This is a genomic window from Pantoea sp. SORGH_AS_0659 (assembly GCF_031453915.1).
In the GTDB taxonomy this organism is placed as follows: Bacteria; Pseudomonadota; Gammaproteobacteria; order Enterobacterales; family Enterobacteriaceae; genus Pantoea; species Pantoea leporis.
Genome location: NZ_JAVJAK010000001.1, coordinates 2,559,840 through 2,583,003, shown reverse-complemented (window position 1 = coordinate 2,583,003; position 23,164 = coordinate 2,559,840). Strand labels below are relative to the sequence as shown.

Below are 23,164 nucleotides of genomic sequence, written 5' to 3'. Positions count from 1 at the left end.
AGCCAGCGCATAGTCATTATGCATATAAAATCGCAATTGAATATATATTCAATCGGAGATAACAAATGAAAGCCTCTGTCCTCAAAGTCTCTCTACTTGCTTCAATCATGATGATCTCGGCGGCGTCGCTGGCGGCGGATAAGGGGTTGCTGGCCATTATTACGCCATCGCATGATAACCCGTTCTTTAAGGCCGAAGCCGACGGCGCGCAGGAGAAAGCCAAAGCCCTCGGTTACACCACGCTGGTGGCCTCGCATGATGATGACGTGAATAAGCAAAATCAGCTGATTGAAACCGCCATCGCGCGCAAAGCCAAAGCCATCATTCTTGATAACGCCGGTGCAGATGCCACCGTTGGCCCGGTGCAAAAAGCCAAAGATGCCGGCATTCCTACCTTCCTGATTGACCGCGAAATCAATAAAACCGGCATTGCCGTAGCGCAAATCGTCTCCAACAACTATCAGGGCGCACAGCTCGGTGCCGAGAAGTTCGCCAAACTGCTGAACGGAAAAGGGGATTATGTCGAGCTGCTGGGCAAAGAGTCAGATACCAATGCGGGTGTACGTTCGCAGGGATATCACGATGTGCTGGATGATTATCCCGATCTGAAGATGGTGGCGCAGCAGAGTGCCAACTGGAGCCAAACCGAAGCCTTTAGCCGCATGGAAACCATCCTGCAGAAGAACCCCAACATTGTCGGCGTGATCTCCGGTAACGACACCATGGCGCTCGGCGCGGAAGCGGCGCTGAAAGCGGCGGGCAAAACCAATGTGATTGTGGTCGGCTTCGACGGCAGCGATTACACCCGCGACTCCATCCTCAATAAAGGCAACATCAAAGCGACGGTGCTGCAGCCGGGCTGGGATCAGGCGCAGATGGCCGTCGAGCAGGTGGATTACTACCTGAAGAACGGCAAAGCGCAGAAAGAGGAGAAGCAGCTGATGGATTGCGTGCTGATTGACGACAGCAACGCCGCGAAGCTGAAAACCTTTAAGCTGGCGCCATAACATGGAGGCCGGCATGAAGGGGAAAGCGCTGAGCGGCACGCTGGTGGCGCTGCTGACGCTGATGTTAGCCGCCTGCACCGTGGTGGATCTCGATGCCAACGGCAAACCCATCATGCCGAAAGATCCCAACGCCAAACCGGGCTACAGCGATCAAACGCCGCAGCAGATTGCGGAGTCAAGCTGGGCCAGCCGCGTGCAGCAGCCAGCTGAGAAGCAGGCGCTGAGCTGGGCGGATATGGAAACCAAAAGCCACACCGTCAAAGCGGGCGGCAGCGAAAGCGTGTTTGTGCGCGCGGCAGGCACGGTAACGGAGTTTGATAACAGCAACGAGCGGGAACGCAGTCTCACCATGACCATCAACGGCAAGCCGGTGAAAGTGTTGATTGGTCCGGTGCTGCGCGGCAACGCGATTCGCGATGCAGCCGGTTTCCGCTTTGAAGAGTTTACTAATCAGGTGCAATACGCGCAGCTCACCAAAGCACTCAATCGCCACGCGGTGAAACAGCTGCCCGCAGTGGATGCCAGCTGGGTGGGCAAACCGGCGCAGGCGCTGCTGGCCGTCAGCATGGGCGCAGGCACGGTGGATGAGGTGGTGGCGGTGCAGCTGCAGCAGGGGAATCCATAATGAGCGACGAGATCATTCTGCAAGCTAATCAGATGTCGATGCTATTCCCTGGCACCTTAGCGCTGGATCGCGTGGATTACCGCGTGTGGCGCGGCAAAGTCAACGTCATCATTGGCGAAAACGGCGCGGGGAAATCGACGCTGATGAAGATTCTCGCCGGCGTGCAGCAACCGACCAGCGGTGAGATGTTCCTGAACGGTAACAAAGTGGCGTTTCACAGCACGCGAGACGCCGCGCGTCACGGCATCGGCATGGTGCATCAGGAGCTCAACCTGTTTGAGAACCTCAGCGTAGCGGAGAACATTTTCCTTGGCCGGGAAATCCAAAGCGGCATTCGGCCCATCAATGAAGCCGAGCAGAAACGCCGCACCGCCGCGCTGATGCAGCGCCTCGATCAGCCAATTTCACCGGATGAGAAGGTCGGCAGCCTGAAGGTTGGCCAGCAGCAACTGGTGGAGATCGCCAAAGCGCTGGCGGAGGACGCTGACATTCTGATCCTCGACGAACCGACCTCGGCGCTGAGCAAAACTGAAGTGGAGATCCTGTTTCGGGTGATCCGCGAACTGACGCGTCAGGGCGTTTCCATCATCTATATCTCGCATCGGCTCGAGGAGCTGATGGCGATTGGTGATGTGATCACCATTCTACGCGACGGGCGTTTTCAGGCCGAAGCTCAGGTCAGCGATATCGACGTGCCGTGGATCGTGCGCGAAATGCTGGGCAGTGAACCGGTCGGCACTTTCCTGCCGCCGGATCGCCAGTTCGGTGCGCCGGTACTGGAAGCCGAACACATCACCTGCGTCAGCCCGAACGGCAACACGCTGGTGGATGATGTCAGTTTTCAGGTGCGTTCCGGAGAGATCGTCGGCATTTACGGGTTGATGGGCGCGGGGCGCACCGAACTGTTTGAGTGTTTGCTTGGCACGCAGCGTAACTATCTCGGCAAGCTGTGGCTCGACAGCAAACCGCTGCCGACGCGTCTGCCGACCGCTGAACGCATTCGTATGGGCATGAGTCTGGTGCCGGAGGATCGCAAACGCTCGGGCATTTTTCCCATCTCATCGGTGGCGAGTAATCTCACCATCGCCAGCCTGTGGCGGCGTCTGTCGCATCGCACCGTGATTTCAGAGCAGGCGGAACGGGAAGTGGTGACCAGCACCGTCGGCAATCTGGCAATCAAAATCTCCTCGCCGGATGTCGCCATTAGCGCACTGAGCGGCGGCAATCAGCAAAAGGTGGTGATTGGCCGATCGCTGCTGACCAATCCGCGCTTGCTGCTGCTGGATGAACCGAGCCGTGGTATCGACGTCGGTGCCAAAGGCGAAGTGTTCCGCATGATGGTGAAGCTTTCGGAGCAGGGCATTGCGGTGGTGTTCTCCACCTCGGATTTGAAAGAGATCATGGCCGTAGCCGATCGCATCATTGTGATGTCCGGCGGCAAATTGACTGCTGACCTGCCGCGCGCTGAAGCGGAAGAGGCGGCGCTGGTTAAAGCAAGCGCACAAGGGTTCTGATATGAAAAACAACGGCGCGCTCGCGCTCGCATCGCCTGCCAAAGCGTTCAACTCACGCGAAAGCCTGATTTTGCTGCTGCTGAAACTGCGCACCTTTATTGCGCTGTTTCTGATTGTCGGCTTCTTCGCTATCACGGTGCCCGATTTCCTCGCGGTGGGCAGCATGGTGATCATGGTGAAACACATCGCCATTAACGCCTTCCTCGCGCTCGGCATCACGTTTGTCATTATCACGGCGGGCATCGATCTCTCTATCGGCGCCACGCTCGGCCTGTGCGGCATGATCGCCGGCTGGCTGATAACCAAAGGCATTGTGTTGCCGATGTTTGGCATCGCTATCTTTCCCAGCGTGTGGCTAATCGTGCCGATTGTATTGCTGATTGGCGGGCTGATTGGCGCGGTCAATGGCTGGATCATTACCCGCTATAACGTGGCTCCGTTCATCTGCACGCTCGGCACCATGTACATCCTGCGCGGCACGGCGATGCTCACCTCGGGCGGCGAAACCTTCCCCGGTTTGCAGGGCAATGAAATGCTGGGGAATACCGGATTCGACAAGATTGGCGCCGGCTATTTCCTTGGTTTGCCGTGGGCGATCTGGATGATGGTGCTGCTGGCGCTGGTGATTGCCTACGTGGCGCGCCGCCTGCCGTTTGGCCGTCAGGTTTACGCAATTGGCGATAACGAACGCGCCGCTGAACTCTCGGGCGTGAAAGTGAAGTCGGTGAAAATCTGGGTCTATGCCATCTCCGGTTTCTGCGCGGCAATTGCTGGCATCGTGGTCTCGTCGCAGCTGGTGGCCAGCCATCCGGCGAACGGAACCTCCTTTGAAATGAACGCGATTGCCGCAGTGGTGCTGGGCGGTACCTCGCTGGCGGGTGGACGCGGCACCATTCTTGGCACGCTGATTGGTGCGTTTGTGATCGGCTTCCTCGCCGACGGTTTAATCATGATGGGTGTGAGCGAGTTCTGGCAAATGGTGATCAAAGGCATCGTGATTATCGTGGCGGTGATCATCGACCAAATGCAGAGCCGCATGCAGCAGAAAGCGGCGGTGGTGGCGCAGAAAGCGCTGATTGAGGAGGGCGGTAGCCCGGCAAAAAGTTAATCGGTTGGGTGCAGGCGCTGATTGTCTGCACCTTTTTTTCTTCATCACGAATAAATATTCATCCATGCTTTAAAATTCAGAGGTGTCTATGAATCCTTTCAAATACTCGGTAGCGGATCTGGCAGCGAAAGCGCGCGCCGTGCGCCGCCGCATCATCCAGCTTAATGCGGGCAGCCCGGCGGGCGGTCACACCGGTGCCGATCTCTCACAGGTTGAGATCCTTACCGCGCTCTATTTCCGCATCCTGAACTGCGCGCCAGATCGCACCAACGATCCGCAGCGCGACATCTATATCCAGTCGAAAGGCCATGCGGTGGGCGGTTATTACTGCGTGCTGGCAGAAGCCGGTTATTTCCCCACCGAATGGCTGCCGACTTATCAGCATTCCGATTCGCATCTGCCGGGCCATCCGGTGCGTCAAAAAACGCCGGGCGTTGAGCTGAACACCGGCGCGCTGGGGCACGGTTTACCGGTGGCGGTCGGCATTGCGCTGGCGACGAAGAAAGATAACAGCGACCGACGTATTTTTGTTGTCACCGGGGACGGTGAGCTGGCGGAAGGCAGCAACTGGGAAGCGGCGCTGGTGGCGGCGCATTACGGCCTCGATAACCTGGTGATAATCAATGACAAGAACAAGCTGCAGCTGGCGGGGCATACGCGCGACATCATGAATACCGATCCGCTGCCGGAAAAATGGCGCGCCTTTGGTCTGGATGTGAGCGAGTGCAACGGCAATGACATGGCGGCGGTGGTGGACGCCATCGAAAACCTGCCGCGCAACAGCGGCAAGCCACAGGTGATTGTGGCGCATACCGAAAAAGGCTTCGGCATCTCCTTTATTCAGGGCAAACCGGAGTGGCATCACCGTGTGCCGAAAGGGGAAGAGATTGCGTTGGCACTGGAGGAATTAAAAGATGAGTAATGCAAAACATTTGGCGACGGTAATGGTTGAGGCATTTATTGATGCGGTTAATCGCGGTGTCGATTTAGTGCCGGTGGTGGCCGATTCCACCTCAACCGCGAAAATTGCGCCCTTTATCAAAGCATTCCCCAATCGCCTGATCAACGTGGGTATCGCGGAGCAAACGCTGGTGGGCACCGCCGCCGGTCTGGCGATTGGCGGCAAAGTGGCCGTAACCTGCAACGCCGCGCCGTTCCTGGTTTCCCGCGCCAATGAGCAGGTTAAAGTCGACGTCTGCTACAACAACACCAACGTTAAACTGTTTGGCCTGAATGCCGGTGCCAGCTACGGCCCGCTGGCCAGCACCCATCACAGCATCGACGACATTGCAGTGATGCGCGGCTTCGGCAACATCGAAATTTATGCGCCATCCTGCCCGCTGGAGTGCCGCCAGATTATTGAGTATGCGCTGGCGCATGTCGGGCCGGTGTACATCCGTCTGGACGGTAAAGATCTGCCGCAGCTGCACGATGAAAACTATCAATTCCGTCCTGGCCAAATCGACGTGTTACGTGAAGGTCATGACATTGTGCTGGTGGCGATGGGCTCGACGGTTCACGAGGTGGTTCACGCCGCCGAGCAACTGCATGAGCAAGGCATTACAGCAGGTGTGATCAGCATTCCATCGATTCGACCTTGTGATACCCAACAGCTGCGCGAGCTGTTAAATCACTATCCAGCGGTCATTACCGTGGAAGAACACAACGTCAACGGCGGCGTCGGCAGCCTGGTGGCGGAAGTGCTGGCGGAAGGCGGCTGTGGCATCCCGCTGCTGCGTTTGGGCATCCCCGACGGCGAATACGCGATTGCTGGCGATCGCGCCTCAACCCGTGCCCGACATGGTATTGATGCCGCCAGCGTAGTGAAGAGTGCAGCGCGCATCTGTGCAGGAGCGTAAAGATGGCAGGTTCGTTGATACTGGCAATTGATGAAGGCACCACCAACGCGAAAGCGATTGCGGTCGATCGTGCCGGCAATGTGGTGGCACGCGGCAGTCAGCCGCTGACGCTGGAACATCCGCAGCCGGGTCTGGCGGAGCAGGATCCGCTGGCGATATGGCAGGCGGTGAAGCAGGCGGTGAGCGCTTGTCTGGCGCAGTGTGCGGGGGCGCAGGTTGCGGCGGTGGCGATCAGCAACCAGCGCGAATCGGTGCTGATCTGGCAGCGACATAACGGTCAGCCGTTGACGCCGTTGGTCAGCTGGCAGGATCGCCGCTCGGAGGCGTTTTGCCGCGATCTGCGCGTGGCGGGTAAAGCACCGCGCATCACCGGACTCACCGGGTTGGCGGTGGATCCGATGTTCCCGGCCGGTAAACTTACCGGCATGCTGGCTGCGTTGCCGAATGGATTTGCGCGCGCGCAGGCCGGTGAACTCTGTATCGGCACCGTGGATAGCTGGCTGAGCTGGCAGCTGAGCGGCGGCGAAAGCTTCGTCACCGATCATGCCAATGCGGCACGCACCCAACTCTACAACCTGCACAGCGGCGACTGGGATGATGAATTGCTGGCGCTGTTCCATATTCCCCGCGCGGCGCTGCCGCAGATTGTGCCCTCGGCCAGCGCGCAAGGCGTGGTGACACGCAACGATATTCCCGGTTTAGCGCCCGGCACGCCGATTTTGTCACGCATCGGCGATTCGCACGCTGCGCTGCAAGCGCAGCGCAACGGCAGCGAAGAGGTGGTGAAAGTCACTTACGGCACCGGTTCATCACTGATGATGTCGATGGCGACGCCGTTGCTGACGGAAAATGGCCTCAGCACCACGGTGGCGTGGCACGACGGCACGCTGCGCTATGCCTTTGAAGGCAACATTACCCACACCGGTTCCGGCGCGGCGTGGCTGGGCCGCATGCTGGGCATTCATGATCCGCGAGAACTCACTGCGCTGGCGCAGCAAAGCGAACACAATCAGGGCATCTATTTTGTGCCGGCGCTTTCCGGTCTTGGCGCGCCCTGGTGGGATTTGAAAGCGCGCGGCATGGTATGTGGGTTGACCGATGCGGCGACGCCGGAGGTGCTGGCGCGCGTGGCGCTGGAGTCGATCACCTTCCAGATCGCCGATGTGTTTTTTGCCATGGAGCAGGCCAGCGGCGTGCAACTTCCTGCGCTGTGCGTGGATGGCAGCGCCACGGAAAATAGCTGGTTGATGCAGATGCAGGCCGATGTATTGCAGCGGCCACTGAAACGCGTGCCGACGGCAGAAGTTTCTGCGCTGGGCGCCGCGCTATTAGCGGGTCGCACCTTAGGCTGGTGGCAGCAGGGCAGTGAGATGCAGGCGTTACAGGGCGGTAGCGTGATCACGCCGCGAGAGGATCAGGCGAAAAACATGCAGGAGAATTATCACGGCTGGCTGGATGCGGTGGCGCGTTGCCGTTATCAGCCGCATTGATTACCGTTATTTAAATCGCGCACGCTTCGTAGCGGCGCGATTTATCGCGCTTTGTAGACGTGTATCTCATGCCACATAGCGCAATAAATTGTGCCGCTACGATGTTGTACGGTGATAAACGTCCAGCGCTACTGGAAACGGTTGGCTTTATCACGCGCCAGACGTTCCAGCGCAAAAATCACCTGCTGTAGCTGGCGTTCCTGAATCGGTTCGATGGCGGTAAAGCGGAAGCTGAGGCGCGGTGTGGCGCGGGTTTCATTCTTGCTGGTCACTACGGTGCGTTCACCAATGTGCAGCAGCTGTGCTGTCACCTCAAAGTGACCATACTCAGCTAAATCCACGCGCAGGTTTTTAAAGGTATCGCCGCGATTGAGGCCTTCCGGTAGCGCTTCGTCCAGCAGCACGCCGACGCCGCCCAGTGACAGATCCTGCAGGCGGAAACGCGCGGTACGCCCATCAGGCCACTGGCTGTGGCAATAAAAAACCGGTTCCAGCGGCGCATTGACGCGAAAGAATTCACGACGTTGAATCTGCCACACCAGTTCCGGCAGCGACGCAGCAAAAGCGGGTAAGCCTTCGAATTCAACCCGCTGTAAACCGGTTAAGCCAAATTCGACTTTGGCACCGTGCGTTTCGGCGGCAATATTCACTTCGCCACCTTGCAGCGCTAAATCGTTATCCAGCGCGTTGCTGCCGAGGTCAAAGATCACCTGATCTTCATCGGCTGACAGCAAGCGACTGATAAACTGACCGCGCGAAAAATTCACCATCAACAGGGTTTGAAAACGCAACAGGTCCTTCATCACGCCCAAAACCGCTAACGTGCCTCGCTTGAGGTATTGTTCTTTATCGGCTTCTCCCACGTCCTGCTCCACTTATCCGATTGTTATTTTCACGACTGACAATGCTGTTCGTCAGTTATCGGCGTCGATGCGCTAACCTTTAGTCAGCTAACGGCTATTTACTGCGGCAAGTTGGGATGCAGATCATAAAATCCCGTCTATACTAGAGGCGGTGAACACATTGATTAATAACGTAAGGAGCAGTACATGGGTATTCTTTCATGGATTATTTTTGGTCTGATTGCCGGGATTATCGCTAAGTGGATTATGCCGGGTAAAGATGGCGGCGGCTTTATCATCACCGTGGTTCTGGGTGTGGTGGGTGCGGTTGTTGGTGGCTGGATCAGTACCCTGTTTGGTTTCGGTAAAGTTGACGGTTTCAACTTTGGCAGCTTCGTGGTGGCAGTGATTGGTGCCATTGTGGTGCTGTGGATCTACCGTAAAGTGCGAAGTTAATCGCGCGAGGATTTGATGAAATCCGCCATCCCGCAAAGGGTGGCGGATTTTTTTTATGCCTGATTAAAAGTCGTAGCCCACCGTGGCCATGACCGTGCGCTCGGCACCGCGATAGCAGTAACCGGTGCCGTAACAGGCGGCCAGATACGTCTTATCGGTCAGGTTGTTGGCATTCACCTGCAGCCAGGCGCCTTTCAGCTTTGAGTTCCATGCGCCAAGATCGGCGCGAACCGACGCATCAAACAGCGTTACCGATGGCAGACGCGTGGTGTTCTCGTTATCCGCCCACTGTTTACCGATATAGCGCACACCCGCACCGGCGCTCAAGCCGTAGTCAAACTGATAATGTCCCCACAACGATGCCATGCTGTTCGGCGTCACATACGGCGTATGGCCATCGTTACCGTCCACCGAATCTTTAAAGCGCAGATGATTTAGTGTGTAGCCGGCGATGGTGCTAAAACGCGACGTCAGCTGATTACGCGCCTCAAGTTCAATGCCCTGCGAATGCACTTTGCCCGACGGCGTGTAAGTGCCGTCCAGCACGTTACGGTTGGCGACATCGTCCTGGGTCAAATCGTACACCGCGATTGAGTACATATCGCGCGTGCCCAGCGGCTGATATTTCACGCCCGCTTCATACTGCTCTGACGTAGTCGGTTTTAGCTGATTGCCGAAAGGATCGGTTAACGAAGCCGGCGTTATTGCCTGGCTCCAGCTGACATAAGGCGAGATGCCGTTCTCGAAGGCATATAACAGTGCAGCGCGGCCGCTGATGTGATCGTCCTGACGACGGCTGGTGCCGTTTTCCGACACGATGCGATCGTAGCGTCCTGACAAATCCAGATGCCAGCGATCGAGCTGCAACTCATCCTGCAGATACAAACCGGTTTGATAGTAGCGGCGCGTCTGCGATGTCCAGTCGAAGTCTGGCATGATGCCCACTTCTTCGCCGTTCCACGCATTCAGCGCGCTGGCGGCACCGCTGGCTTTGGTGATGTCGTTTTTATAGCGATGGTATTCCGCGCCCAGCGTCACGCGATGCTGAACCGCGCCGGTAGCGAAATCGGCCTGCAAGCGGTTGTCGTTGGCCCACGCGCTCAGCGATGAACGCTCACCGGAGTAGTAGCGGTTCAGCAGGTCTGGATTCGTTGCGTTCCAGCCAATCTGATAAACCTGATCGAGCTCGGTATTGGAGTGGCTGTAGCTGCCGGTGGAGTACACCGACCACACATCGTTGAAGCGATGCGAGAAGTCATAGCTGTAAATCTGCTCGCGACGTTTGAACTGATCGAGCGCAGTGTCACCTTCATAGAAACTGTCGCTCAATTTGCGGCCATTATGGCTATAGAGCGTGCCTTCCGCCGGTACCGAGCCGTGATAGCCGCCGGACGGATCTTTCTGCAGGTAGGCGCGCAGCACTAAGTTGGTATCTTCACTTGGCTGCCACATCAGCTGTGGCGAAATCGCATATTTCTCTTCACGGGTGTGATCGTATTGGGTATCGCTGTTGCGCGTAATGCCGGTTACGCGAAATGCCCACTGATCGTTGATGGCGTTGGTGTAATCAAAGGCGGCGTTATTGGTGGCGTTGGTGCCGGTCGCCAGGCGGAAGTGGCCCTCTTCAGCAAACTGCGGGCGCTTGCTCACCATATTCACCAATCCGCCCGGCACCGTTTGGCCGTAGAGCGCGGAGGAGGGACCTTTAATCACATCGATGCGGTCGAGGAACCAGTTATCCACCTGCAGGATGTTGAAGCTGCCGCCGTCACTCATCACGCGCAGGCCATCGAGGAAGGTGTTATCGACATCGCCGCCGTGGAAACCACGCAGCGCGATGGTGTCATAACGCGTGGCCGCGCCGCCAAAGTTGGTGAAGACGCCCGGCGTGTAACCCAGCGCCTGATTGAGATCCTGCGCGCCCTGATCTTCCATCTGCTGACGCGTCACTACCGAAATTGACTGCGGCGTAGTGATCAGCGGCTGATCGCTTTTGCTGGCACCGCTGCTGCGCGTGGCGAGATAGCCCTGCGTCGGCGAGGTGGCGCTCTCTTGCGGTTGCGCTGTCACGACAATCGACTCTTCAGCGAAGCTTGCCGCGGGTAAAGCCAGCGCAAGCGCGCACAGTACGCGGCCACGTTTAAGGGTAAACAACGAGGTCATGAGAGGTTCCTGTTATTTTAATGGGAATAGCTATCGATATCAGATTGAGAATTATTATCTTTTGTCGCGAATGTTTCAAGATGTGAGTTTGTTGCTAGAGGGATGTGAGGAAAATGCACAGATGACAGGCACGAGCCGTAGCGGCGCGATTTATCGCGCATGGCATTAGTTGCACCTTGCCCAGCTTTGGATCGCGCAGTAAATCGCGCCGCTACGGGAATGTGCAGTTGCCGGGCTTATTCGCCCGGCAGAATAGAGGTAATTACTTCGCGCGACTTAAAACCGGCATATTCGGGATATCGCCAGCGTTATTACAGGTTTTGTCTTTCGGGCAGTACTTATCCAGCAGCTTCAGCGTCACGCCATTGGTCCAGCCGAAGCCGTCCTGCAGCGGATATTCACCGCCGCCACCGCCGCCCAGCTGCGCGCCTTCAACCACGTATTTCTCGACCAGCTTATGTTCCTTGTCGTAGGTCGCCTGCACGTTCTGCAGGAAGCGCTGACCAATCTGTTGCGCCAACTTCGGCTGCTTGTAATGCTCCAGACCTTCTACCGCCACCCATTGCAGCGGCGCCCAACCGTTTGGTGCATCCCATTGCTGGCCGTTATTCACCGTGGTGGTCACCAGTCCGCCGGGTTTCAGCAGCTGTTTTTCAACTGCGGAAGCGGTGCGTTCAGCTTGCTTATCGCTCGCGAGCTGCATATAGAGCGGAAATAGCGTCGCAGCGGTCAGCTGTGAATGCACCTGCTTCTTCTGGAAATCGTAATCGGCGTACCAGCCTTTTTTCTCATCCCACAGGTAGCGATTGATCGCCGCCTGACGTTTCTCAGCATCCGCCGCGAACTGTTTGGCTTTGTCATCCTGCTTATCCAGTTTGGCGGCTTTGGACAATGTTTGTTCGAGGTGGAAAATCAGGCTGTTGAGATCAACCGGTGCCAGCTGCGTGGTACGGATGGACGCCAGATTGTGCGCATCGGTGAACCAGCGCGAACTGAAATCCCAGCCCGAAGCCGCGCCCGCACGCAGATCGCGATAGACCTGCTGCTTATTGCGCTCCGGCGCTTTATTCGCGGTGTTGACGTCATCCAGCCAGGATTCGGTACGCGGCGCATCGCGATCGTCCCAGTAACGGTTAAGCAGCGTGCCGTCGCTGAGTTTGATCACCCGTTTGCTGGCCTGGCCGGCCGCCACTTTGTCGCTGTCCGCCATCCAGTAATCGTACTCTTTCTGCAGCTGCGGCAGATATTGGCGATAGACGTCGTCGCCTTTGTGCGTTGCCAGCAGGTCAACCATCAAGCTGAAGAACGGCGGCTGCGAGCGGCTGAGATAGTAGCTGCGGTTGCCGTTGGGAATATGACCATATTTATCCAGTTCGGTGGCGAAGTTATCCACCATATCCTGCACGCGATCCCAGTGACCGCTCTCCGCCAGGCCAAGCATGGTGAAGTAGCTGTCCCAGTAATACACTTCGCGGAAGCGTCCGCCAGGCACCACGTAAGGTTTGGGCAGCGGCAGCAGCGAATCGTACTGACTGGCACTTTGCGCGGTACGCGTCAGCACCGGCCATAAACCGTTGATGTGCTCACGCAGGCTTTGCCCGGCGGGCGGCACATATTTGTCACCCTCTTTTGGCAGCGTGAAGTTGCTGTCGACAAAATGCTTGAGATCGAAGTTGCGCTGGTTTTTTTGCATCTGCCAGTCGGCCAGAATCGACGAGGGATTGGATTTCGGCACCGCATCGGCGAAGGTTTTCTGATCCGGATAAAATTTAGCCTGCTGTACCGCATTGAACAACGGTCCCAGGCGCACATCCGGTGGCTGCGGTTGGTTGCTGAGCATGCGGCTTTGATCGTCGGCGTGTGCGGCGGTGGCACCGGCCAGCAACGCGGCGCTAAGTAAAAAGGTCAGACGCGCGGGCGTGAATACGGCATTTTTTATCATCGGTTTTTCTCCTTGTCCGAAAAGGTGGTGTGCTAACGCATTGACCACCCGAACAACTTTAGTCGTAATCGCGCCGCTTAGCCTCGCACAGCGGTGGAAATGTGAAGCGCCCGGAATTAATCACGTGAGAAATTGCCTCAAGGCTAAGGTTTTTGCTTGCCCTGTACGGCTATTTGCCTGAGGCTGAAGCAAAAAAAGGAGAGTCGTATGGAGATAATCTGGTATCACCCGTCGCTGGCGCCGCAAGGTTGGCTGGAGGGTTTGCGTCAGCGTTTGCCGGAGGCGCGCGTGCGTGACTGGCAGCCGGGCGACAACGCGCCGGCCGATTATGCGGTAGTGCGTTCTCCGCCGGTCGAGATGCTGGCGGGGCGTCAGCTGAAAGGTGTGTTTGCCATGGGCGCGGGCGTCGACGAAATCCTCAAACAGCTGCGTGACAATCCACAGATGCTGGCCGACACCGTGCCGTTATTCCGCCTGGAAGATACCGGCATGGCGCGTCAGATGCAGGAGTACGCCAACTGGTGCGTGCTGGGCTGGTTCCGCCGTTTCGCCGACTATCGTCAACTGCAGCAGCAGGCTTGCTGGCAGGAGCTTGACGGTTTCGATCGCGAAAACTTTACCATTGGTGTGCTCGGCGCGGGCGTATTAGGCCGTAGCGTGCTGGAAAGTTTGCGTCAGTGGGGCTTCCCGTTACGCAGCTGGAGCCGTTCGCCGAAGCAGATCGACGGTGTGCAAAGCTTCCATGGCCGCGAACAGCTCAATGCTTTCCTGGCGGGCACGCAGGTGCTGATCGATCTGCTGCCGACCACGCCGGAAACCACCAACCTGATTGATAGCCAGCTGCTTAACGCATTGCCGCACGGCGCCTGCTTCCTCAACCTGGCGCGCGGTGCGCATGTGGTAGAAGCCGATCTGCTGGCGGCGCTCAACAGCGGTCAACTGGCCGCCGCTGCGCTGGATGTGTTCCAGCGCGAGCCGCTGCCGCAGGATCATCCGTTGTGGTCTCATCCGCATGTCACAATCACGCCACATACTGCGGCGATTACCTTGCCAGGCGAGGCGATGGATTACATTGCGGATGCCATACTTGCTCTGGAGCAAGGTCAACAGCCGGGTGGTTTGGTCGATCGCCAGCGCGGTTATTAATTCCCATTGGGTCAGGAGATGAAGATGTATCCCGTTGATTTACATATGCACACCGTTGCCAGCACGCACGCTTACAGCACGCTGCATGATTATGTGGCGCAGGCGAAACAGAACGGCCTGAAGCTGTTCGCGATTACCGATCACGGCCCGGATATGGCCGATGCGCCGCACTATTGGCATTTCGTCAACATGCGCATTTGGCCGCGCGTGATTGATGGCGTTGGCGTGCTGCGCGGTATCGAAGCCAATATCAAAAATCAGCAGGGCGAGATCGATTGCAGCGGCCCAATGCTGGATGCGCTGGACCTGATTGTCGCGGGCTTCCACGAACCGGTTTATGCGCCGCGTGACAAAGCACATCACACTGAAGCGATGATTGCGGCGATGGCGGGCGGTTTGGTGCATATCATTTCGCATCCGGGCAACCCGAAGTTCCCGGTGGATATTCGCGCAATTGCCGAAGCCGCCGCGCATTACGATGTGGCGCTGGAGATCAACAACTCCTCCTTTACCCATTCGCGTCCGGGCAGCGAACCGAACTGTCGCGCCATTGCCGAAGCGGTGCGTGATGCCGGTGGACGTCTGGCGTTTGGTTCCGATTCGCATACCGCGTTTACGCTGGGCAATTTCGAACACTGCCTGCGCATCACCAGCGAAGTGGATTTTCCCGAAGATCGCGTGTTAAATGTCACGCCGCGTCGCCTGCTCGACTTTCTCGCGTTGCGCACCGGCAAAACGATTCCCGAATTTGCTGATTTTTAACTTTTTTACCTCAAGGAATTCTGTTGCATGAATGAGTTTTCCATACTCTGCCGCGTCATCGGCTCGCTGTTTAATCGCCAGCCGCAGGATCCGCTGCTGGTGCCGCTGTTCACTCTGCTGCGTGAAGGCAAACTGCAACAGCAGTGGCCGCTGGAGCAGGACGAACTGTTGACGCGCCTGCAGCAGAATAGCGATCCGCAGGCGCTGGCCGCTGACTACAATGCGCTGTTTGTCGGCAGCGAGTGCAGCGTGCCGCCGTACGCATCACAATGGCCGAACGGTGTTGCTGAAGCAGACGTGCGTGCGTTTCTCAGCGCGCGCGGCATGCCGCTGAGCGAAGCGCCTGCCGATCACTTTGGCGTGCTGCTGCTGGCGGCATCCTGGCTGGAAGATCAGTCGGCAGAGGATGAATCTGCCGCGCAGCTGGCGCTGTTTGATGAGTATCTGCTGCCGTGGTGCGGCGCGTTCCTCGGCAAAGTGGAAGCGCATGCCACCACGGCGTTTTACCGCACGCTGGCGGCGCTGAGCCGTGAGGCAATGCAAGCGATGTACGACGAACTGAACGAAGAGCAGGGCGACGAGGCGTAATCGTTACCAGCTTGCTGCGCTGCTGCCAAGCTTCACGCCTGGCGTTGCGCAGATCATTGGCGTGCCGGGCAAATACGCTGCGGCACGCAATCTCTCCGCAATTCCCCACTGATTGATCTCTATCGCGCTCAGCGCGTCATCGTGCTGCGCGTAGATACCGTTTTGCGCATTCTGCGGCGCGTCACCGAACTGCTGCAACAGCCGCGCGGTGCGTGCCAGCGATAAGCGCGCCTGCCAGCCAACGCCGTTGGTCAAGCGCTGACGCAAACCTTCCAGCACCGCCGCGGCCATCAGATAACCGGTGGCGTGATCGAGCGCCTGCACCGGCAGCGGCGTCGGTTGATTATTGCCGCTCCAGCGCATGCCTTGTTCGGCGATGCCGCAGCCCATCTGTACCAGACTGTCGAAGCCGCGCCGGTTGCGCCATGGCCCGCTCCAGCCCCACGCATTGAGGCTGACATCCACCAGGCCCGGCGCGAGTTGGCGGCGCGTATCGGCATCCAGCCCGAGTTTTTCCAGCGCATCAGCACGATAACCGTGTACCAGCACATCGCTGTGCTGCAACAGCTGGCGCAGCTGCTCGCGCCCGGCGCGGGATTTGATATCAAGCCGCGCGCAGCGTTTGCCGCAGGTGATCTCCTCTTCCAGCGTCGGTTCGTGCCAGTCGGGCGGATCGATGCGCAGCACCTGCGCACCGAGGCTGGCGAGAAAACGCGTCGCCACCGGTCCGGCAATGATGCGCGTGAGATCCAGTACGCGCACGCCGAGCAGCGGCCGCGCGGGCGACAGTGACCAGGCGGGCGGCGGGGCGGCGTCGGTGGTCTGTTGGGCAATCAGCGCTTCCTGCTGCACGGCGCTGCCTTGCGGATGCTGCAGCCATTGCGCTTCGCTGCGCATCTGCGCGGCGCAGCCGCCGGCATCAATCACCGCCTGTTCCAGCGTGGCGGCGGGCCAGCGGGCCACCGCATCGGCCAGCGCGGCACGATCGGCATGCTGGCCGAGCACGCGCTCCATCGCCGCACGATGATGTGCCGCGTTGGTGTGCAGGCGGATCCAGCCGTCGGCGCTGGCGTAATCACCGGCGAATTCATCCCACAGCGCAGCAGGCGGTCGATTGAGCGGGATCAGGCTGTGCTGAAACCAGCGCGAGGCGAGACGGACATTAACGCTGACCGGCGCGGATTGGCCGAGCAGATCGCTTAGCGCCTGGCTGGCGAGGCCGATGCTGGTGGCCGCTAATTCGCTGACGGCAAAGGCAGAGGAAAAAGTGTCGGGCTGGAGAAAAGTCGGTGAGGGAAGCGGGTCTGCGCCTCGCAATCCCTGCCACATTTGCTGCCACAGTGCGGCAGCACGTTGAGAATCCATGTTGAGTCTCCGGAAAACGCGCGAGACTCAAGCATAGCAGAGCGCATTAACGGCGGCGCAAGCGCGGAAAACGCGCGTGCATCCGCAGGTTACGCAGGTTGATCACCGCAATCGCGGTGCCCAGCACCACCAGTGATACACCGAGGATCTTAAAGCTGTTCATGCTGTCACCCAAGACGAAAACGCCCATCAATACCGCCAGCACCGGCGTCAGCAAGGAATAGGGCATGATCAGGTTGACGTTGTATTTCTTCAGCAGCGCGTACCACAGCGTATAGGCAACAATCGACGAGGCGAGCGCGCTATAAAGAATGCCAAACCAGCCGCGCCAGCCGGCGTGGCTCAGCGCATAAAACTGATGGGATTCGGTCAGCCACGAAGCGGCACCGACAATTGGCACTGCAAGGAAGGAGATCCAGCCGGTGAGCGTCAACGGTTGTATCGGCGGCGATTTTTTCACAATCATATTGCTGATCGCCCAGCCAAACGCGCTACACAACAGAATACAAAGCACCCACCAGGCCGGAATGGTCGGACTGCCCGACAGCACCGCCACGCCGCTCAGCGAAATGGCGATACCAAACAGCTGCACCAGCCGCAATTTCTCTTTGAGAATCACCATCGCCAGCAGCATGGCAATCGGCGTACCTAGCTGAACTACGATGGCGCCGGTGCCGGCATCGGTGTAGCGCATGCCGACAAACAGCAGCGAGAAGTGCATAAAACCGAAGGTGAATGCCAGCGTCAGCAGCCACGGCAATTGTGCGCGCGTAATGCGGCAGAATGGCACCAGCACAATCGCTACCACCACAAAGCGCATCCAGGTGAGAAACAGCGGCGGAAGCTCCAGTAATCCCCACTTCACCGCCACGTTGTTGAAAGCCCAGATGGAAACCACCATCAGAACCATAAAAAAATGCCGCACTGCCACGAGGTCTTCCTTCACGCTGTACAAAGATGATCACCGGCTAATGATGGCATGAAGGCGCGCACTTCGGGCATGTCGGGCAACATTTTTTTCGCTTAAGCATTAGCTTATGCAGGAAAAAAATAAGACATGTCGCTGATTTACTGTCAAAGTGGACGTCCGAAAGGCGACCATAACGAGGACCGTATTCGGCATGACACACACCCGCGCTTTACCTCTTGCTCTGATTCAACTCGAAGTCCCGCCGCCGCAGGTTGTGGCGCAAATTGGTGAACAACCCCGCTGGTTTATCGACGCGCTGCAACTGCAGCCCGATGACTATGTGATTGTGCGTCCGCATCTGGGCGATGATTTACCGGCCTTTGACCGCGTCAGTGGCGCGATCCTCAGCGGTTCCTGGGCGATGGTCACCGATCACGCTGACTGGAGCGAACGCACCGCCGCCTGGATTCGTGGCGCGCTGGAGGCGGAGCTGCCGCTGCTGGGCGTCTGTTACGGGCATCAACTGATGGCGTATGCGCTGGGTGGCAAAGTGGGCGATAACCCGCAGGGCTGGGAGCGTGGACTGAAACCGCTGACGCGCAATGCGCAGGGGCACAACGATCCCTGGCTGGCCGATCTACCTGGCGAGTTTCAGGCGTGGTTGTCACATCGGCAATCGGTGTTAACGCCGCCGCAGCATGCGCAGGTGCTGGCGAGCTCGGCGCAGGATGGTTGTCAGATTTTGCGTTATTCACCGCAGGCGCTGTCGGTGCAGTTCCATCCGGAATTTACCCGCGAGATTATGACCGCCTGTTTATCGGCGGGCGTCAGTGACGATGGCACGGTTCTTTCAGGCGAAGATTGGTCGCGCGAACTGTTGCGCAGCTTCTGGCTACAAACGCGGCCGCAGCCGCGCGCACAGGCTCAGGGCGCGTAGTTGCGCGTGCAGCGATAAACCCACGCGGGTGGCATATTTTTCAGCACCCGCTGGCGTTCCCAGGTGAAGTAGCGTGACAAATTTGGCTGGGTGAACGAGGTGTATTGAAACTGCACGAATACGCCGCGTGGACCCAGCGCATCATGCACCGCACTGAGGATGTTATCGCGCGTGGCGGGCGGTAATGACAGCAGCGGCAGGCCAGAAAAAATCACATCATATTCCCCGGCGAGATATTCCGCCGAACAGGCGCGTACCTGCATGCGCGCATCAGGCAATCCACGCAGGCTTTTCACCAGTTCCGGGCAGATTTCGAACACATCAAGCTGTGCTTGCGGTGACATGCGCGCCAGCACGTGGCGTGTGAGCACGCCATCACCGGCGCCCAGTTCGGCGATACGCAGGCTGTTATCCCAGTTCACCGCATCGCACATGGTGCGGCACAGCGCGGCGGAAGAGGGCGTGATGCTGCCCATTTTGCGCGGGTTGCGGATAAATTGCTGAACAAAGTTCGCTTTGGCACGCATTAACGTCAGGGCTGAAGCCAACATCTGTTTCTCCTGGTTAGTATCCTGCTTCATATTGACCACATATTTCGCCCATGTTCCGCTTTTTGCGGCATAAGCGGGAAAACTCGGAATTATCTGTAGCGGCCTACGCTCGCCACATTTCCTTCGGTGCGGTCACAGTTTCCCCTTTTACGATCTGACAGGCTGGCGTGGATCGCCCAATGTTAATAACAGGTTTCATAGTTGTTAATCGCCACTCTGTCCCGCAAGGAGAAACACCATGCGTTACGCTGCTCCGGGAGAACAAGGTTCTCTTATTACTCTGCAATCGCGTTATGGCAACTTTATCAACGGCGAATTTGTTGCGCCGGTGAACGGTAACTACTTCGTCAACACTTCACCGATCAATGCTTCTACCATTGGCGAGTTTCCCCGTTCGGACCGCGCCGATATCGATAACGCCGTGGCTGCCGCCCAGGCCGCTGCCGATGCGTGGGGCAAAACCTCGCCGCAGGCACGCTCGCTGGTGCTGCTGAAAATTGCCGATCGGCTGGAAGAGAATCTGGAATATATCGCGGTCAACGAAACCTGGGATAACGGTAAGCCGGTGCGTGAAACGCTGGCGGCGGATCTGCCGCTGGCGGTCGATCACTTCCGCTATTTCGCTGGCTGCGTGCGTGCGCAGGAAGGCACCGCCGCTGAAATCGATGAGTTCACCGCCGCCTATCACTTCCACGAACCGCTGGGCGTGGTCGGGCAAATCATTCCGTGGAACTTCCCGCTGCTGATGGCGGCATGGAAACTGGCGCCTGCGCTCGGCGCAGGTAACTGCGTGGTGTTGAAACCGGCCGAGCAAACACCGCTGTCGATTACGCTGTTTATGGACGTGATCAAAGATCTGCTGCCGCCGGGTGTTATCAACGTGGTACACGGCTACGGTAAAGAGGCAGGCGAAGCGCTGGCATCCCATCCGGGCATCGCCAAAATCGCCTTCACCGGATCCACTGCCACCGGCGGCCATATTCTGGAGCTGGCGGCGAAAAGCCTGATCCCGTCCACCGTTGAACTGGGCGGCAAGTCACCGAACATCTTCTTCGAAGACATCATGGATGCTGAAGAGAGTTTCATTGAGAAAGCGGCAGAAGGCGTGGTGCTGGGCTTCCTTAATCAGGGTGAAGTTTGTACCTGTCCGTCGCGCGCGCTAGTGCAGGAATCGATCTTTGAGCCGTTTATGGCGGCGGTAATGAAGCGCATCAAAACCATTAAACGTGGCGATCCGCTGGATACCGAAACCATGATTGGCGCGCAGGCGTCGCAGCAGCAGTTCGACAAAATTCTCTCTTATCTGGAAATAGCGCAGCAAGAGGGCGCGCAGGTGCTGCACGGCGGCGGCGTAGAGAAAGTGGGCGAAGAGTTTGCCAGCGGCTACTACATCCAGCCGACACTGCTCAAAGGGGATAACAGCATGCGCGTGTTCCAGGAGGAGATATTTGGCCCGGTGGTTGGTGTGCTGACCTTTAAAGATGAAGCGGAAGCGCTGGCAATCGCCAATGATTCGATTTACGGACTGGGCGCGGGCGTCTGGACGCGCGACATCAATCGCGCCTATCGCATGGGCCGCGCCATTAAAGCCGGTCGCGTGTGGACTAACTGTTATCACCTCTATCCGGCGCACGCGGCGTTTGGCGGCTATAAGAAATCGGGTATTGGTCGCGAAACCCACAAAATGATGCTCGATCATTATCAGCAAACGAAAAACCTGCTGGTGAGTTACAGCACGCAACCGCTGGGTTTCTTCTGATTGAATACGGCGGCGGGGCAATCTCGCTGCCTTTTCATCTCTTCGTCATCTTGCCGCTGCAGGATATTCACTTCGCCAGAATTTTCTGATCAAGGTGGCATCTTTAAGCCAGGTCTTGTGTGTTTAAAGGAGGCGATTGGGCAGAATAGCCCACCTATTTTCAAGGAGATTTCATGAACACGTTGTATAACTACCTGGAACAGCATGATGAGATGCTGGACGGTGTGGAGCAAAATATTATTACCGTTAACCTGCCTGGGCGTCAGGCGGTGTATGTGATTGGCCAAAACGATGCTGACCTGCTGCTGGAAGTAAAAGCGCGCGAAATCGCCACGGCACAGCGCATGGAAACATTGCGTCAACTGGAGAGCCAATTCCGTTTTTAACCTTTCTGTTTTGCCTCATTCGATGATCAATTCGTCAGAAATATCGCAATAAAAAAGCCGCTATCACAAGATAACGGCTTTTTTGTGGTGCGATGCGCAGATTACTTCACGCAGGCGGTACAGTTATTGTGAATCTGCTGGAAGAAGTCGTTTCCTTTGTCATCCACCAAAATGAATGCCGGGAAGTTTTCCACTTCAATCTTCCAGATCGCTTCCATGCCGAGTTCGGCATACTCCACGCATTCCAGACTCTTAATGCTCTGCTGTGCCAGCACCGCAGCCGGGCCGCCGATGCTGCCCAGGTAGAAGCCGCCGTGTTTTTGACACGCATCGGTAACCTGTTTGCTACGGTTGCCCTTCGCCAGCATCACCATGCTGCCGCCATTGGCCTGCAGCAGATCAACGTAGGAATCCATACGACCTGCAGTGGTTGGGCCGAGTGAACCGGAGGCATAACCTTCTGGCGTCTTCGCTGGACCCGCGTAATAGACCGGATGGTCCTTGATGTACTGCGGCAGGCCTTCGCCGTTATCGATGCGCTCTTTCAGCTTGGCGTGCGCAATGTCGCGCGCCACGATAATGGTGCCGTTAAGCGACAAGCGGGTTGAGACCGGATAAGCCGATAGCAGCGCCAGAATTTCGCTCATCGGCTGGTTGAGATCGACATGCACCACTTCGCCTTCACCCTGCTGACGCAGCGCTTCCGGAATATAGCGGCCTGGATTGTCTTCCAACTTCTCAATCCAGATGCCTTCACGGTTGATCTTGGCCTTGATATTTCGGTCTGCGGAACATGACACGCCCATACCCACCGGGCAGGATGCGCCGTGACGCGGCAGACGCACCACGCGGATATCATGCGCAAAATATTTACCGCCGAACTGCGCGCCGAGGCCCAGCTCCTGCGATGCTTTCAGCAGTTCTTCTTCCAGCTGAATGTCGCGGAACGCCTGACCATGCTCGTTGCCTTCAGTCGGCAGCGAATCGTAATAGTGGGTTGAGGCCAGTTTGACGGTTTTCAGCGTAGCTTCGGCTGAAGTCCCGCCAATCACAAACGCGATATGGTACGGCGGACAGGCCGCGGTACCCAGCGACATCATTTTATCGATCAGGTAGTTCTTCAATTTGGCGGGCGTAATCAGCGCTTTGGTTTCCTGATACAGATAGGTTTTGTTGGCGGAACCGCCACCTTTAGCGATGCACAGGAATTTGTATTCGTCGCCATCAACGCTGTAGAGGTCGATCTGCGCCGGCAGGTTGGTGCCGGTATTCACCTCTTTATACATATCCAGCGCGGCATTCTGTGAATAGCGCAGGTTATCTTCAATGAAGGTGTTGTAGACGCCTTGCGACAGTGCGGCTTCATCGCCGCCACCGGTCCAGACGCGCTGGCCTTTTTTGCCCATGATGATGGCGGTGCCAGTATCCTGACAGGTTGGCAGCACGCCTTTGGCGGCAATTTCGGAGTTGCGCAGGAACTGCAGGGCGACGTATTTGTCGTTCTTGCTGGCTTCATCGTCGGCAAGAATGGACGCGACCTGCGCCTGATGCGAGGCGCGCAGCATGAAGGAAGCATCGTGGAATGCCTGCTTCGCCAGCAGCGTCAGCGCTTTGGGATCGACTTTCAGGACTTCTTCGCCATCGAAGTTGGCCACCGAGACGTAATCGCGGCTCAGCAGATAGTATTCGGTATCATCTTTGGCGAGAGGAAAGGGATCCTGATAATAGAAGGGTTTGTTCGACATGTTGGCTCA

At 57.6% G+C, this 23,164-nt stretch carries 21 protein-coding genes; 14 read left to right on the top strand and 7 right to left on the bottom strand.

Annotation, left to right across the window (positions count from 1 at the left end; translation table 11 throughout):
- Window positions 1-65 precede the first annotated feature (65 nt).
- From Q3H59_RS12050 to Q3H59_RS12020, 7 genes are all read left to right on the top strand, one after another.
- Window positions 66-1,007 (top strand): D-ribose ABC transporter substrate-binding protein, encoded by a 942-nt coding sequence (locus Q3H59_RS12050; RefSeq protein WP_101760789.1) that lies wholly within the window; start codon window positions 66-68, stop codon window positions 1,005-1,007.
- 13 nt (window positions 1,008-1,020) lie between these two features.
- On the top strand, window positions 1,021-1,632 hold the full coding sequence (locus tag Q3H59_RS12045) for a DUF2291 family protein (RefSeq protein ID WP_192413615.1): 612 nt from the start codon (window positions 1,021-1,023) through the stop codon (window positions 1,630-1,632).
- Window positions 1,632-3,146, top strand: a complete 1,515-nt coding sequence (locus tag Q3H59_RS12040) for a sugar ABC transporter ATP-binding protein (RefSeq protein ID WP_110865954.1) — start codon at window positions 1,632-1,634, stop codon at window positions 3,144-3,146. The genes Q3H59_RS12045 and Q3H59_RS12040 overlap by 1 nt, the downstream gene beginning before the upstream one ends.
- 1 nt (window position 3,147) lies before the next feature.
- Complete coding sequence (locus tag Q3H59_RS12035) at window positions 3,148-4,254, top strand: ABC transporter permease (protein ID WP_309835011.1); 1,107 nt, start codon at window positions 3,148-3,150, stop codon at window positions 4,252-4,254.
- A gap of 88 nt (window positions 4,255-4,342) precedes the next feature.
- Window positions 4,343-5,176 (top strand): transketolase, encoded by an 834-nt coding sequence (locus tag Q3H59_RS12030; RefSeq protein ID WP_309835010.1) that lies wholly within the window; start codon window positions 4,343-4,345, stop codon window positions 5,174-5,176.
- A complete protein-coding gene (locus Q3H59_RS12025; RefSeq protein WP_210080494.1) occupies window positions 5,169-6,113 on the top strand; it encodes a transketolase family protein in 945 nt (314 codons plus the stop codon). The genes Q3H59_RS12030 and Q3H59_RS12025 overlap by 8 nt, the downstream gene beginning before the upstream one ends.
- A 2-nt stretch (window positions 6,114-6,115) precedes the next feature.
- Entirely contained in the window at window positions 6,116-7,603 is a 1,488-nt protein-coding gene (locus tag Q3H59_RS12020) for an FGGY-family carbohydrate kinase (protein WP_309835007.1), read from the top strand.
- Window positions 7,604-7,731: 128 nt separating this feature from the next.
- Here the strand turns inward: Q3H59_RS12020 and Q3H59_RS12015 are convergent, their stop codons facing one another.
- Window positions 7,732-8,466 carry a flagellar brake protein gene (locus Q3H59_RS12015; RefSeq protein WP_110865957.1) on the bottom strand — a complete coding sequence of 245 codons (735 nt, stop codon included), beginning with the start codon at window positions 8,464-8,466 and terminating at the stop codon, window positions 7,732-7,734.
- A 186-nt stretch (window positions 8,467-8,652) separates the two neighbouring features.
- Between Q3H59_RS12015 and Q3H59_RS12010 the strand changes: the two genes are divergently transcribed.
- Window positions 8,653-8,901: a GlsB/YeaQ/YmgE family stress response membrane protein gene (locus tag Q3H59_RS12010; RefSeq protein WP_008102737.1), complete on the top strand. Its 249-nt coding sequence runs from the start codon at window positions 8,653-8,655 to the stop codon at window positions 8,899-8,901.
- A gap of 63 nt (window positions 8,902-8,964) precedes the next feature.
- Here the strand turns inward: Q3H59_RS12010 and Q3H59_RS12005 are convergent, their stop codons facing one another.
- The gene (locus Q3H59_RS12005) at window positions 8,965-11,064 is read right to left on the bottom strand and encodes a TonB-dependent siderophore receptor (RefSeq protein ID WP_309835004.1); all 2,100 of its coding nucleotides are present in this window, start codon (window positions 11,062-11,064) and stop codon (window positions 8,965-8,967) included.
- Window positions 11,065-11,326: 262 nt separating this feature from the next.
- Entirely contained in the window at window positions 11,327-13,006 is a 1,680-nt protein-coding gene (gene treA / locus Q3H59_RS12000; protein WP_277974759.1) for an alpha,alpha-trehalase TreA, read from the bottom strand.
- A 207-nt stretch (window positions 13,007-13,213) separates the two neighbouring features.
- Here treA and ghrA point away from each other — a divergent pair, with 207 nt between their 5' ends.
- From ghrA to Q3H59_RS11985, 3 genes are read left to right on the top strand one after another with little or no spacing between them, the layout of a single operon-like run.
- Complete coding sequence (gene ghrA / locus Q3H59_RS11995) at window positions 13,214-14,152, top strand: glyoxylate/hydroxypyruvate reductase GhrA (RefSeq protein WP_192413605.1); 939 nt, start codon at window positions 13,214-13,216, stop codon at window positions 14,150-14,152.
- Between the two features lie 24 nt (window positions 14,153-14,176).
- Window positions 14,177-14,914 (top strand): phosphatase, encoded by a 738-nt coding sequence (locus Q3H59_RS11990; RefSeq protein ID WP_137385589.1) that lies wholly within the window; start codon window positions 14,177-14,179, stop codon window positions 14,912-14,914.
- Between the two features lie 27 nt (window positions 14,915-14,941).
- Window positions 14,942-15,502, top strand: a complete 561-nt coding sequence (locus tag Q3H59_RS11985; protein ID WP_101760778.1) for a molecular chaperone — start codon at window positions 14,942-14,944, stop codon at window positions 15,500-15,502.
- Between the two features lie 3 nt (window positions 15,503-15,505).
- Here the strand turns inward: Q3H59_RS11985 and Q3H59_RS11980 are convergent, their stop codons facing one another.
- Both Q3H59_RS11980 and Q3H59_RS11975 read right to left on the bottom strand, forming a co-directional pair.
- Window positions 15,506-16,867 (bottom strand): CoA transferase, encoded by a 1,362-nt coding sequence (locus Q3H59_RS11980; protein ID WP_309835000.1) that lies wholly within the window; start codon window positions 16,865-16,867, stop codon window positions 15,506-15,508.
- Window positions 16,868-16,913: 46 nt separating this feature from the next.
- The gene (locus tag Q3H59_RS11975; RefSeq protein WP_309834999.1) at window positions 16,914-17,798 is read right to left on the bottom strand and encodes an EamA family transporter; all 885 of its coding nucleotides are present in this window, start codon (window positions 17,796-17,798) and stop codon (window positions 16,914-16,916) included.
- A gap of 190 nt (window positions 17,799-17,988) precedes the next feature.
- On the opposite strand from Q3H59_RS11975, the gene Q3H59_RS11970 reads away from it, so the two are divergent.
- Complete coding sequence (locus Q3H59_RS11970) at window positions 17,989-18,714, top strand: glutamine amidotransferase (protein ID WP_309834997.1); 726 nt, start codon at window positions 17,989-17,991, stop codon at window positions 18,712-18,714.
- On the opposite strand, the gene Q3H59_RS11965 is transcribed toward Q3H59_RS11970, so the two are convergent.
- Window positions 18,702-19,265, bottom strand: a complete 564-nt coding sequence (locus tag Q3H59_RS11965) for a class I SAM-dependent methyltransferase (protein ID WP_137385593.1) — start codon at window positions 19,263-19,265, stop codon at window positions 18,702-18,704. The two genes, Q3H59_RS11970 and Q3H59_RS11965, sit on opposite strands and share 13 nt — an antisense overlap.
- A 238-nt stretch (window positions 19,266-19,503) precedes the next feature.
- Between Q3H59_RS11965 and Q3H59_RS11960 the strand changes: the two genes are divergently transcribed.
- Together Q3H59_RS11960 and Q3H59_RS11955 are read left to right on the top strand one after the other, a co-directional pair.
- Window positions 19,504-21,024: an aldehyde dehydrogenase family protein gene (locus tag Q3H59_RS11960; RefSeq protein WP_110865966.1), complete on the top strand. Its 1,521-nt coding sequence runs from the start codon at window positions 19,504-19,506 to the stop codon at window positions 21,022-21,024.
- Between the two features lie 173 nt (window positions 21,025-21,197).
- Window positions 21,198-21,410 (top strand): hypothetical protein, encoded by a 213-nt coding sequence (locus Q3H59_RS11955; RefSeq protein WP_110865967.1) that lies wholly within the window; start codon window positions 21,198-21,200, stop codon window positions 21,408-21,410.
- Between the two features lie 101 nt (window positions 21,411-21,511).
- Here Q3H59_RS11955 and fumA read toward each other — a convergent pair whose 3' ends face one another.
- On the bottom strand, window positions 21,512-23,155 hold the full coding sequence (gene fumA / locus Q3H59_RS11950; RefSeq protein WP_309834996.1) for a class I fumarate hydratase FumA: 1,644 nt from the start codon (window positions 23,153-23,155) through the stop codon (window positions 21,512-21,514).
- Window positions 23,156-23,164 lie beyond the last annotated feature (9 nt).

Bases quoted from the DNA above. Each gene is read 5' to 3' on its own strand.
- Q3H59_RS12050 (WP_101760789.1), top strand. From the start codon at position 66: ATGAAAGCCTCTGTCCTCAAAGTCTCTCTACTTGCTTCAATCATGATG.
- Q3H59_RS12045 (WP_192413615.1), top strand. From the start codon at position 1,021: ATGAAGGGGAAAGCGCTGAGCGGCACGCTGGTGGCGCTGCTGACGCTG.
- Q3H59_RS12040 (WP_110865954.1), top strand. From the start codon at position 1,632: ATGAGCGACGAGATCATTCTGCAAGCTAATCAGATGTCGATGCTATTC.
- Q3H59_RS12035 (WP_309835011.1), top strand. From the start codon at position 3,148: ATGAAAAACAACGGCGCGCTCGCGCTCGCATCGCCTGCCAAAGCGTTC.
- Q3H59_RS12030 (WP_309835010.1), top strand. From the start codon at position 4,343: ATGAATCCTTTCAAATACTCGGTAGCGGATCTGGCAGCGAAAGCGCGC.
- Q3H59_RS12025 (WP_210080494.1), top strand. From the start codon at position 5,169: ATGAGTAATGCAAAACATTTGGCGACGGTAATGGTTGAGGCATTTATT.
- Q3H59_RS12020 (WP_309835007.1), top strand. From the start codon at position 6,116: ATGGCAGGTTCGTTGATACTGGCAATTGATGAAGGCACCACCAACGCG.
- Q3H59_RS12010 (WP_008102737.1), top strand. From the start codon at position 8,653: ATGGGTATTCTTTCATGGATTATTTTTGGTCTGATTGCCGGGATTATC.
- Q3H59_RS12005 (WP_309835004.1), bottom strand. From the start codon at position 11,064: ATGACCTCGTTGTTTACCCTTAAACGTGGCCGCGTACTGTGCGCGCTT.
- treA (WP_277974759.1), bottom strand. From the start codon at position 13,006: ATGATAAAAAATGCCGTATTCACGCCCGCGCGTCTGACCTTTTTACTT.
- ghrA (WP_192413605.1), top strand. From the start codon at position 13,214: ATGGAGATAATCTGGTATCACCCGTCGCTGGCGCCGCAAGGTTGGCTG.
- Q3H59_RS11990 (WP_137385589.1), top strand. From the start codon at position 14,177: ATGTATCCCGTTGATTTACATATGCACACCGTTGCCAGCACGCACGCT.
- Q3H59_RS11985 (WP_101760778.1), top strand. From the start codon at position 14,942: ATGAATGAGTTTTCCATACTCTGCCGCGTCATCGGCTCGCTGTTTAAT.
- Q3H59_RS11980 (WP_309835000.1), bottom strand. From the start codon at position 16,867: ATGGATTCTCAACGTGCTGCCGCACTGTGGCAGCAAATGTGGCAGGGA.
- Q3H59_RS11970 (WP_309834997.1), top strand. From the start codon at position 17,989: ATGACACACACCCGCGCTTTACCTCTTGCTCTGATTCAACTCGAAGTC.
- Q3H59_RS11965 (WP_137385593.1), bottom strand. From the start codon at position 19,265: ATGTTGGCTTCAGCCCTGACGTTAATGCGTGCCAAAGCGAACTTTGTT.
- Q3H59_RS11960 (WP_110865966.1), top strand. From the start codon at position 19,504: ATGCGTTACGCTGCTCCGGGAGAACAAGGTTCTCTTATTACTCTGCAA.
- Q3H59_RS11955 (WP_110865967.1), top strand. From the start codon at position 21,198: ATGAACACGTTGTATAACTACCTGGAACAGCATGATGAGATGCTGGAC.
- fumA (WP_309834996.1), bottom strand. From the start codon at position 23,155: ATGTCGAACAAACCCTTCTATTATCAGGATCCCTTTCCTCTCGCCAAA.